The following is an 11,806-nucleotide window of genomic DNA, read 5'->3' as shown; positions in this document are numbered from 1 at the left end:
GTGTTGCCTTCGGTAAAGTCCTGCCCCCTGTGCTCGGCCCGATAGGGCCAGAAGATGTCATAACGGCTGCTGTCGTTGGTGTCACAGTTTTGTGGTGGTGTAACGGGGTTGCCGTTTTTATCGATGGCGCAGGAGGGGTAATTGTTGACCCAGCTGCCATCGTAATTTTTGGGGCGCATAAAGCCGGTCGCGCCATATTTGCCATATTGCGCCGGGTTGTAGTCAAAATAGGCGCGCCAGGTAGTCGCCCGGGCCAGATAGCGGTTCTCCGCGGATTTGTCGCCAGCCAGTCGGGCCAGCTGGGCGATACACCAGTCATAGTAGGCATTCTCGACACCGTACGAGACGGACTCGTTGACCAGCTCATCGTACTTGTCCTGGGCCATGCCCCCCTCTTCCGGCTTGTATTTGACGTTGGCGGGGACATAGCCGTGCTGCTCGGCATACTGGCCGTGACGGGTCATCACGGTGAAGCGCTTGTCGCCGTTCCAGGGATCCTGATAGGGCACCCAGCTTTTGGTCAGCTCGAGGTCAAAGTTGGCGGAGACGTTGGCCGCCTGCAGCGCCAGCTTTATCTCTTCTGGCGAAAACTCACCCGGGTATTTGACGATGACGTCGGCGATGATGGAGACCGCCGGATAGCCGACCATCTCGCCGGTATAGTCGGAGTGCAGCTCCCACTTGGGCATGATGCCGCCGGTTTTATATTTGTTGAGCAGGTCGTGCACATAGTCGATGGCGCGCTCTTTTTCGATGATGGTCTTCAGCGGGTGGGCTGCGCGGAAGGTGTCCCACATGGAGTAGACCGAATAGTTGGTAAAGCCCGGCTTGGCCTGATGCACCTTGCCATCCATCCCGCGATAGTGGCCATCCACATCCTGATATACGAAGGGGGCGATGTAGGTGCGATAGAGCGAGGTATAAAACATCGTCTTGTCAGCATCGCTGCCCCCCTCGAGGGTGAATTTATTGAGCACTTTCGCCCATGCCTGTTTGCTCTCCTGCACCACCTGATCGAAGCGGTAGCCATGTTCATCGGCGCGCAGGTTGGCCATGGCCCCTTCAATGCCGGTGCCCGAGATGGCCATCTTCATGGTGATGGGCTGTTCCCCTTTGGCAAAGTTGAGCCGGGTCACCACATCCCGTACCCGGGGTCTGGTTTCGCCATACCCGATGTAATCGGCCAACCCCACCTCGGTGTCGTTGCTCAATTTGCCATCGACATAGAGGATCTGATCCACAAACGGCTCGGAAAACTCGGCGTAGAAAAAGACCGTCTGCCACTGCCCCCACTCGTTGCTGGTTCTGGCTCCGGCAATGGCGTTGTCGCTCACCCGCTTGAAGTAAATATTGCGGGAGTGGTTGCCATACTGCTCCAGCAGCTCGTGCTGCAGATCGAGCTGGACTTTGCGATCTTCACCCGCCGGATAGCTGTAACGGTGGAAGGCGACCCGCTGGGTGGCAGTGAGTTCGGCCTTGATGCCGGTCTCCACCAGATCCGCTTTGTAATAGCCTACTTCCGACTGTTCGCTCGTCTTGTTGATGGTGACCGGGTCGGTATTGTTGCCGGTGAAGGGCAAGAAGGCGAAATCATTGAGATCCCCCTTGCCTGCCCCCGAGATATGGGTGCTGCTGAAGCCGGAAAGCTTGGCCAGATGGTGGTGATAGTCGGAAGGGGATCCCTTGCCATTCCAGTTGGCCGGATTCCAGTTGTCCGGGCCCGGCTGGATCATCCCTTCCGGCATGACAGGGGCCGGATTGACATTGCCCAGCCCATCGGTGCCGATCAGTGGATCGACATATTGCAGCACCTGCAGGGCATTATCGGGGCGGCCATTGTCAGTAGTCTCATCGTTTGTGTTGCAGCCATAGAGGCCAAGCAGGGCTGTCACCATGATGGCCAGCTTGTGGGGTTTGAACATCGTTGTTCCTCAAATTCCGGAGATGAACAAGCGGCAAGCCGGGTGGCTTGCCGCTTGTAGAGTTACGGGGTCGGTTGCTGGTTGGTCATCACAAAACGCAGCTCACCACCGGGACGGATCTCGCTGTGGGCGAAGGTGTTGTACTGGTTGAGTGGCTTGCCATTGATGGTGACCTCTTTGACATAGAGGTTGTCCGGGCTGTTGTTCTGCGCTACCACGTTGAACTGACCGTCGGGCAGGTTGATGGTGACCTTGTCAAAGATGGGACGGCCGATGGTGTAGGTCGGGTTGCCCGGGGAGATTTGATAGAAGCCCATGGCACTCATGATGTACCAGGCCGACATCTGGCCGACGTCTTCATTGCCGATCAGGCCATCCGGGGTGGTTTTGTAGAACTCCTTATAGACCCGGTCGAGGTACTCCTGCGCTTTCCAGGGCTGGGCGGTGCGATTGTAGAGATAGATGACGTGGTGTGAGGGCTCGTTGCCATGAATGTACTGCCCTATGTAACCGGTCATGTCCTGATGTGCTTCGCCCCCGTTGGGGTCGGCATTGAACAGGTTGTCGAGCTTGTCGTTCAGTCCCTGCTGGCCACCCATGATCTCGGTCAGCTTGTCGAGATCCTGCATGAATGACCACTGCCACTGCCAGGCATTGCCCTCGGTGTAGTAGAAGGCATCCGACTTGTAGGGATCGAAATCGGCTGGCGCGTATTTCAGGGCGCACGGGTCGCCGTTTTTCAGCTCGGTCGGTACGAAGAAGCCTTTGCCATCGGCATTGCCAGCCTGGGGATCCCAATGTTTGAGCGAGTTGTAGGATCGTGCCTTGAACTCCTGATAGGTGGTCATGTCGCCCGCGGCTTTCGCCATCTCGGCGATGGTCCAGTCGTAGAAAGAGAACTCCAGCGAGTAGGAGACCGAGTTCCAGTTGGGATAACGGACGCACTGCTCTTTCTCGTGATAGCTGAGCTGACCGGCCATCAGCGAGCTCAGGATGTCGTCATGGATCTGCGGGTAATCGGCAGGCCGGTAGTGGGCCGATTTGACCGAGGCTTCCAGTGCCTCTTGCGCATCGATCAGCCCCTTGGTCACCGCATCGGCAAGGATGGCCGCCGAGGGGTAGCCAATCATGGTGCCGGTTTCCGAGCCGTGGCCTTCCCACTTGGGCAGCAGGCCAAACTCCACGTTGGATTTGCGGATCAGGTCCTTGGCATACAGGGTCGCCTGTGGCGGGTCCATGATGGTCCACATGGGGTGAACGGCGCGGAAGGTATCCCAGGTCGAGTAGATGGAGTAGTTGGGGGTATCACCAGGTTGCAGGATTCGCAGGGTGCCCTGCATATCAAGATACTTGCCATCCACATCGTAGAGCTCGATAGGGGCGATCATCATGTGGTAGAGGGCGGTGTAGAAATTGGTCTTCTCGGTCTGGGTGCCTCCCTCTGCGCGGATCTTGGTCAGTTTGTCGGCCCAAGCATATTCGGCCTCGGCTTTCACCTTGGCAAAATCAAAGGTGGGGGCTTCCGCCTCCAGATTCTTCTGTGCTCCTTGCCAGCTCACCGCCGAGATACCGACCCGGATCTCGAGCGGTTGGTCACCCTGGCCAAAATTGAGGTAGGCGGTCAGGTCATCCCCTTGATAGACGCTGTTGGGGCGCATCTCCCGGGTCGGCATCTTGTCCTGCTCGCCCAGCATGGCTCTGGCCACAGGTTGGTTGAATTTGGCGTAGAAGAAGATGTTCTGGCCCTGATGGTTCTGTCCCTGGAACCAGCCAGTGGAGGTTTTGCGGCCACGCAGGGTGTACTCATCCACCACTTCGATTTTGTTTTTCAGCGATTGGCCGTTGTTGTTGAGCAGGGTATGGCCCAGATCGAATTTCACATTGCGATCTGCCCCCTTGGCAAAGGTGTAGCGGTGCAAGCCGACCCGTTTGGTGGTGGTCAGCTCAACCTCAATCCCCCCCTTGTTCAGTCTGGTTTGGTAATAACCGGCGCTGGCGTGCTCATTGGTTTTGTCAAAGGCGTTTATTTGGGCGTCTGCCATCTCGGCGTAGGGCAGTACCAGAATGTCGCCCAGATCGGTGGCGCCGGTGCCGGAGAGATGGGTATGGGAGAAGCCGTAGAGCGGAACATCGGTTGCGACGATCTCGCCCGTGAGGTAATTGGAAGAGTCCCAGTAGCCGGAGGCTGAGTGCCAGGGGTTGAGTCCGCTCTCGTGATCGGTGTTGGAGCCAATAAAGGTATCCGGCGAGAGCTGCACCATGCCGGCAGGGCGGGTGGCACCGGGGAAAGTGTGGCCGGATGCGGCGGTGCCTATCATGGGGTCAACGTATTTCAGTACCGACAGATCGACAACCGGAGTTACCGGTTTCTCGATAGCGGTAGACTCGCTCTCACTGTTGCAACCGGCGATGCCACCGGTCAGTGCGGCAATCACCGCAAGAGAAAGAAGATTGCACTTGAACATGGTCATTCCATTTTTGAGTGGTGATGGGGGAGGAAGCCCTCCCCCGAACAGGTGATTAACGGGAACCGGCAGGCAGGTCGCCTTCGTGCAGGAAAGTGCCGATACCTTGCGCGGGCGGCAGATCTTCCGGCTGGCTGGCCCAGTTCTGGTTGGGGCTATCGCCCATCACGAATTCAAGCTTGCCGCCACTGAGGATTTCCTCATGGGTGAGGTAGCTGCGATTGAACTCGCTGCCATTGAGGCGAGCGGACTGGATGTAGATGTTGTCGCGGCTGACATTCTGGGCCGTGACGGTGAACTGCTTGCCCGCACCCACATCGAGCGAGGCGGTTTCGAACATGGGGGTGCCAATCTCGTAGATGCCGGAGGAGGCATTGACTGGGAAGAAGCCCAGCGCCCGGAACACGAACCAGGCAGAGAGGGTGCCAAAGTCATCGTTGCCACAGATGCCGTCAGGGGTGTTCTTGTAGCAGACGTTGGTGGCTGCCACGATGGCTGCCTGTCCCTTCCAGGGCTGTCCTACGTAGTTGTAGAGGTAGGGCACATGGATATCGGGCTCGTTGCCCTGCACATGCTGTCCCACGTTGCCGGTGTTGAATACCGGGAACTGGTTGTCGCCAGCGTTGCGATCCGGATAGGTGCTCCAATACTCGTCCAGCCGTTTGGCAAACAGTTCGCCCCGTTTGGCCTGAGGATTCTGGGTCTGGTCGAACCGGGTCATCAGATCGACCAGGCCATGAATGTCATGTTGAACGCTGAAGGCGTATTGCCAACCGTTGGACTCGGCGAATGACCAGTTGAACATGTCGGGGCGCCAATCCTTGCCCACTGCCCGGCCGGTTTTCGGGTCTACCCAACCGGCATCAATGAAGTTGCCAGCGTAGTCGCGGGCTTTGAACCACCCCTTGTACTGCTTGCCGCCAAAGTCAAACTGCGCCTGCCAGTTCTTGGATCGATCGGCAAACTCCTGATAGCGGGGGTCACTTTCGCCAAATACTGCCTTGATCGATTGGGCGATCGCCCAGTCATTCATGGAGTACTCCAGCGAGTAGGATGAGGTCCAGGCATCCTTGAAGGGAGAGTGTGATTCCCAGTCATTGGCAGGAGGCGTGTCATGCAACTGTGCAGGTACATAGCCTTGCTGCTCGTACTCCTTGATCCAGGCGACCCCCTGGCTGGTGGCTGCGCGGGCGTCGGTGATCATGGCGGTCACCAGTCGCTCCTTGATCTCCTGACGTTCCGCATCGCTGAAGCCCAGCGCGATCATCCGTCTGTCCAGAGAGCCTTTGGAGAGCACGTCGTGGATCACCGGCGTGGAGTGCATCCCCATCATCATGCCGGTCTCGTTACCCTTGAAGGTCCACTCCGGCAATCTGCCCTTGCGCAGGTTGCCCAGATCGTCCATCCACTCCTCCTCGGCGTAGGAGAGCATGGAGAGCACCACATCGGCGAGGCTATCCGGCTCCAGCAGTGACGAGAGGGGTTGTACTGCGCGGTAGGTGTCCCACAGGGAGAAGGTGTCGTAACGGGTAAAGTCCGCTTTGCCATCCCGGTTGGCATCGGCGGTGCGAACCGACTCCTTGAGGGTATCGATCTGCTCGCCCCACGGTGTGTTGCCATCCGGATAGGCGTTGCGCCCCTGATGCACCTGGCGGTAGCGTCCGTCCAGATCAGAGTGAATGGTCTGGCCCAGATAGGTGTGGTAGAGCGCGGTATAGAAGGTCTGTTTGTACTCCTCATCCCCAATGACCCGGATCTTGCCCAGCTCCTTTTCCCATTTTTGGGTCGCAGCCTGCCGGACATCGTCAAACGACATATTGGCCACTTCGGTCATGTTGAGTGAGGCGCCAGTGTTGCCATCCCGGCCGATCTCGACGTTGGAGAGGGCTACCTTGGCCTCGACGACCAAGCCCGCCGCCGCGGTATCAAATTCCACATAGGCACGCGCGTACTGATATTTGCCACGGGTCTCGTTGCCGATCTCGGTGGTGCCTTCCGGCAGGTCCAGATAGCGGTTTTGGTCTTTGTCAAAGTAGGCGAAGCGGATGTTTTTGATGGGCTGGTCGAACTCCATCACGAAGAACTCTTTCTGGCTGGGGGCCCAGCCGTCAGAGAAGCGATGGCCCTCGATCCGGTTGTGGGTTTTGTCCCATTTCAGATAGGAGTCGGAGGTGTAGTCCCAGTTGACCTTGAAGCCGAGGTTGACCACGATTTCCGATTTTTTATCTTGCGGGAAGGTGTAGCGATGAACACCCACTCGATCCGATGCGGTCAGCTCGGCCTTGATCCCGTAATCCTTCAGATTGACCTTGTAGTAGCCCGCCGTTGCCTCTTCATCCTTGTGGCTGTAGCGGGAGGCCTCCAGATTCAGTGAGGCCGACCCCTCGTTCATCATGAAATTGGAGCGTGAGTTGATCGGCATCACCAGAATATCGTTGAGATCTCCAGCTCCGGCCCCCGAGAGGTGAGTGTGGGAAAAACCGGCGAGGCGGTTGTCGTGGTAGTAATAGCCGGAGATATATTCCCAGCCATTGGCCCCATTATTGGGCGACAGTTGCACCATGCCATGCGGGGTAGTGGCACCAGGATAGGTGTTGCCCAAATTACCTGTGCCGATGAACGGATTGACGTAACGGGAGACGTTAGTCTCTTTATTGTTATCGACAGCGGTATCCGAGTCATTTTGACAACCGGATATACCAACCAGGCCAGCCAGTACGGCACACGCGAGCAGGGAACGTTTCAGTTTCATATTTGTCGCCACAGGTTAATGAAAGTAGGGTATCGAACGTATCAAAACAGGTAATGCAGAACGCCGGGCCAGCCAATAAATATCTGCCGGATGAGAGAGCCATCTGCATGTATTACCCCGACTGTCACTGGATATAGAGGGTGTCGGGGGAATATCAGCCAGATAAAATGGATCGTGAAAACAATCTGGCCATACAGGCGGAAAAATAAATGCGCAGGAAAATAATAGGCACCCATAGCCTGATTTAAAAAATCGCCCCTTACACTTATGAAATAAGTGGCGGAGCAGTGTTACATCTGGAATATATAAATGCTCTTAAATGTTTTTCCTGCTGCCTGTAAATTAACGGTTTCTATTATTTCGTTGATTAATATCCTGGGACAGAGGAAAAAAATGGCATTAACTGGATTTTTATGACGTGTGGGGAAGGGTGTGAGCTGGCTCGCATAACCGCAGGGTGGCGTGACCAGGGAGGCTAAATGATATTAATCATTATAAGTCAACGTGTTATTCTTCGACGTTGAGTTAAATGGCCGATTTTGTGAGTCGTACTGGGCTCCACATGATCAGATGCGCTGAAAAAAGAGCCCTGCTGGGCCCTTTGAACAGAGGGTGATGAGCCGATGGCCCACCAGGATCAGCGGTTGCTGGCGCGGGCAAAACGCCCTTCAGCCGTCACGCGATAATCGCCGGTGCTGGCGGGTACAAATGCAGATTGCCCTATGGTCAGTGTCAGACGCTCGCCATCCTGGCCAATGAGGGTGATGGGCCCATCGATGGCGAACAGGATCTCGGCATTGCCGGTGGTGAGGGCATATTCGCCTGCGCCATATACGCTGAAGGTGAAGTCCGGTACCGGCACGTCGAAGTGCTGTACTGTGCCTTCCATGCGAGGGGTGAGCAGGATCTGGTCGTCCGGTTTGGCGACACAGCGGGTGCAGGCCAGCAGCTCCGGCACATCCATGTATTTGGGGGTCAGACCGGCACGCAGCACGTTGTCCGAGTTGGCCATGATCTCGAGGCCAGTGCCGTGGATGTAGGCGTGGGGGGTCTGGGCATCGAGGAACATCGCCTGACCCGGCTCAAGTGTCACCACGTTGAGCAGCAACGGCGAGAAGAGCCCCACATCCCCCGGGTACTGGTTGGCCAGCTTGCTGATGGTGGCGAAAGTCTCTTCATCCTGATGGGCGGCGGCATAGGCCAGCAGGCCAGCCAGCGCCTCGTCCTTGCGATCACCGCTGAGGATCAGCAGCTGGTGGAAGAAGTGCTGTAGGCCAGCTTCATCCTGTGACTGGCGAAGCGCCGCGGTCAGGTCGACCAGTGCGGGCAGCGCCATGCGATCGAACAGGGCCAGGATGGCCGGGATGGCGCGAAAGCCGTTCATCGCCTGATAACGAGTGAGGGCAAAGACCAGCTCCGGCTTGTGGTTCGGATCCTTGTAGTTGCGGTTGCTCGCCTTGATATCGATGCCTGCGGCCTCTTCTTTGGCAAAACCGGCTTCGGCCTGTGCCTTGCTCGGGTGTACCTGAATGGAGAGGGCTTGCTCGGCGCAGAGCACCTTGAACAGGAAGGGGAGTGAGCCGAAACGAGCCTGGGTAGCTTCGCCCAACATGGCGACGGGGTTGGCGTCAATCAGGTTGGAAAGCTTCACGGTCTCGCCTGCCAGGGTTACTTCGGAGCAGCCATTGGGGTGAGCGCCCATCCACAGTTCAGCTTGTGGTTTGCCTTCGGGATTTTTGATGCCAAACAGCGTGGTCAGGGAGTCGCGACTGCCCCAGACATAATCCTGGATCGGGTTGCACATTAGAAAAAACGGCGGGTAGCTCATGGATGGCTCCTTGTATCAGAACGATTTTTTGGGAATTTCAGTCTGGCGCGGACTATAGCATGGCAGGGGCAGCGCACCGCAATCGGTTGCTCTCTGCATCTTGATCAGGATCATTCATGAGTATCATCTTTACCCAGCTGTTGGATGGCTTTCTAAGTGAGGGGGAAGGCTTTGAGAAGGTGTTGTTTGCCTCTGACAAAGGGGTACCACCCTGCTTCAGTTATCAGGTCAACTTCCCGCGTCTCGAGCTGGTCTTCAGCGGTCACTATCTCAACCAGATCTGGTCCCCGGAAGGGGATGTACAGTCGGTTCAGATGGGTCAGCGGGAGGCGATGTACATTCCCCCCAACGGCTGGAACAAGCCGGATTGGGACAATGATTGTTCCGTGCTCAGCCTGTTGTTCGGCAAACGTCAGATAGGCTTTAGTCTGGTGAGCAAGCACAAGGGGGATACCGGTTTCTTTGATGTGCAGAAGCACAGTATTCAGGCCGGTGCCGGACGGGCGCTCGATCATATCCTGCTTTCTCTTAATACCCTGGCGCAGGAGCCGATAAGGGCGCCGATGGACAATTACCTGCTGCAGGCGCTGCTCAGTTACTCACGGCAGTTGCTGGTGGAGTCGGAGAGCGGTCGTCCTCGTGGCTCCGATCTCTTTCATGGCATTTGCATCTACATTCAGGAAAACTTTCACCGCCCCATCAGCCGCGAATGCATCGCTGCCCGCTTCAATCTCTCCCCCAGCCACCTCTCCCGCTTGTTCCGCCAGCAGGGGCACATGCGGCTGGCGGACTATATCAGCTGGGTACGGCTGGAGCGGGCCAAGTTCATGCTCAAGAAGTATCGCTTCCGCCTCGAAGAGGTCGCCAATCGCTGCGGGTTTACCGACGTGAACTACTTCTGCCGGGTGTTCAAGCAGAAGACCGGGTTGACCCCTTCCCAGTACCGCTCCCTGAGTCAGCCGCAGGCGGCGGCCAGCGAGCTGGAGGGATAACGGGGCGGGGTCGGGGAGGCGTGGTGACGGCGCACTGGCGGGTGGCTACCTCTTTGGTCTGACATGCTTTCTTGTCGTTTTATTATGAAAATGAATGGGCTAAGATGGCCGCGCGCAACAAACAAGTTGATAACAAACGGAAGTTAGGAGATGCCGATGGAAAGCAAAGTAGTAATCCCGACCCAGGGTCAGAAAATCACAGTCGATGCCAACGGCAAGCTGCAGGTTCCCAACCATCCGATCATTCCGTTTATCGAAGGGGATGGCATCGGTGTTGATGTAACCCCGGCCATGTTGAATGTGGTGAATGCTGCGGTCGAGAAAGCCTACAAGGGCGAGCGCAAGATCGCCTGGATGGAGATCTATACCGGCGAGAAATCGACTCATGTCTATGGCGAAGGTGCCTGGCTGCCAGCCGAAACCCTGGATTTCATTCGTGAATATTGCGTGGCCATCAAGGGCCCGCTGACTACTCCGGTCGGTGGCGGTATTCGCTCCCTCAACGTAGCCCTGCGTCAGGAGCTGGATCTCTACATCTGCCTGCGCCCGGTGCGTTACTACGACGGCACCCCGAGCCCGGTGAAACGTCCGGATCTGACTGACATGGTGATCTTCCGCGAGAACGCCGAAGACATCTACGCCGGTATCGAGTGGAAGGCCGACAGCACCGAAGCAAACAAGGTGATCGCCTTCCTGCAAAACGAGATGGGCGTGAAGAAAATTCGCTTCCCGGAGTCCTGCGGGATCGGCATCAAGCCGATGTCCAAGGCCGGTACCGAGCGTCTGGTGCGTGCCGCCATCGAGTATGCCATCGACAACGATCGCGACTCAGTGACTCTGGTGCACAAGGGCAACATCATGAAGTTCACCGAAGGTGCCTTCAAGGATTGGGGCTATGCTCTGGCCCAGAACGAGTACGGTGCCCAGCTGATCGACGGCGGCCCCTGGTGCTCCTTCAAGAACCCGAAAACCGGCAAGACCATCGTCATCAAGGATGTCATCGCCGATGCCTTCTTGCAGCAGATCCTGCTGCGTCCGGCCGAGTATGACGTCATCGCCTGTATGAACCTCAACGGCGACTACATCTCCGACGCGCTGGCCGCTCAGGTAGGCGGTATCGGTATCGCGCCGGGTGCCAACATCGGTGACGGCGTGGCCCTGTTCGAAGCGACCCACGGTACTGCACCGAAGTATGCCGGTCAGGACAAGGTCAACCCGGGCTCCCTGATCCTCTCCGCCGAGATGATGCTTCGCCACATGGGTTGGGTCGAAGCGGCCGATCTCATCATCAAGGGGATGGAAGCGGCGATCCGCAACAAGACCGTCACCTATGACTTCGAGCGTCTGATGGAAGGGGCCACCCTGCGCTCCTGCTCCCAGTTTGCTCAGGACATGATCGACCAGATGTAATCTGCTGCTTGCCAGAAACGCAAAACCGGCGCCATGTGCGCCGGTTTTTTTATCGCGAAAGAGTGAAGGGGCTTATTGCGCCTGCTCTACGTGTTGCTGATAGCGTTGCTGCCATTTGCTGGTTTCTGCTTCATCACCCTGGGCCTTCCAGAAGGCGCAGATGGTGTTGGCAAGTTCCGAAGCCATCGCGTGATCTCCGTCACGTCGGCTCATCAGATAATCTCCCAGCCAGCTTTGATATTGTTTCATTACCCGATCTCCTTATCTCATGTGCCCTTGAGGGTGCCCACCTTGACGGGAGCCTGTCGGCTCATCCTGGGGGGAACATCATCAGGCATGATGGTGCAAAGTCACGACCCGGGCAGAGAGCCCGATGGGCAATCTGGCGGCGAACGTGACGCGAGATGTCAAAAAATGAGCGCCATTTTAGCACAAAC

General features: G+C 57.1%; 7 protein-coding genes. 2 read left to right on the top strand and 5 right to left on the bottom strand.

The window, feature by feature from the left end; all coding sequences use genetic code 11:
- The 4 genes from DBR30_RS18070 to manA all read right to left on the bottom strand — a co-directional run.
- Positions 1–1,922 (bottom strand): GH92 family glycosyl hydrolase (locus tag DBR30_RS18070; RefSeq protein ID WP_108588462.1); only part of this gene is annotated, 1,922 nt, incomplete at its 3' end.
- Positions 1,923–1,984: 62 nt separating this feature from the next.
- The gene (locus DBR30_RS18065) at positions 1,985–4,387 is read right to left on the bottom strand and encodes a GH92 family glycosyl hydrolase (RefSeq protein ID WP_108542198.1); all 2,403 of its coding nucleotides are present in this window, start codon (positions 4,385–4,387) and stop codon (positions 1,985–1,987) included.
- Between the two features lie 55 nt (positions 4,388–4,442).
- A complete protein-coding gene (locus tag DBR30_RS18060; RefSeq protein WP_108588461.1) occupies positions 4,443–7,139 on the bottom strand; it encodes a GH92 family glycosyl hydrolase in 2,697 nt (898 codons plus the stop codon).
- Positions 7,140–7,776: 637 nt separating this feature from the next.
- On the bottom strand, positions 7,777–8,967 hold the full coding sequence (gene manA / locus DBR30_RS18055; RefSeq protein WP_108588460.1) for a mannose-6-phosphate isomerase, class I: 1,191 nt from the start codon (positions 8,965–8,967) through the stop codon (positions 7,777–7,779).
- A 116-nt stretch (positions 8,968–9,083) separates the two neighbouring features.
- Between manA and DBR30_RS18050 the strand changes: the two genes are divergently transcribed.
- Both DBR30_RS18050 and icd read left to right on the top strand, forming a co-directional pair.
- Positions 9,084–9,959, top strand: a complete 876-nt coding sequence (locus DBR30_RS18050; protein WP_042656031.1) for an AraC family transcriptional regulator — start codon at positions 9,084–9,086, stop codon at positions 9,957–9,959.
- Between the two features lie 156 nt (positions 9,960–10,115).
- Positions 10,116–11,369 carry an NADP-dependent isocitrate dehydrogenase gene (gene icd, locus DBR30_RS18045; protein ID WP_108588459.1) on the top strand — a complete coding sequence of 418 codons (1,254 nt, stop codon included), beginning with the start codon at positions 10,116–10,118 and terminating at the stop codon, positions 11,367–11,369.
- A 72-nt stretch (positions 11,370–11,441) separates the two neighbouring features.
- On the opposite strand, the gene DBR30_RS18040 is transcribed toward icd, so the two are convergent.
- Positions 11,442–11,618 carry a hypothetical protein gene (locus tag DBR30_RS18040; protein ID WP_005337712.1) on the bottom strand — a complete coding sequence of 59 codons (177 nt, stop codon included), beginning with the start codon at positions 11,616–11,618 and terminating at the stop codon, positions 11,442–11,444.
- Between the last annotated feature and the right edge of the window lie 188 nt (positions 11,619–11,806).

The sequence above is a fragment of the Aeromonas sp. HMWF017 genome (genome assembly GCF_003061465.1).
Lineage (GTDB): Bacteria > Pseudomonadota > Gammaproteobacteria > Enterobacterales > Aeromonadaceae > Aeromonas > Aeromonas veronii.
This window is presented reverse-complemented; position numbering and strand designations above follow the sequence as displayed.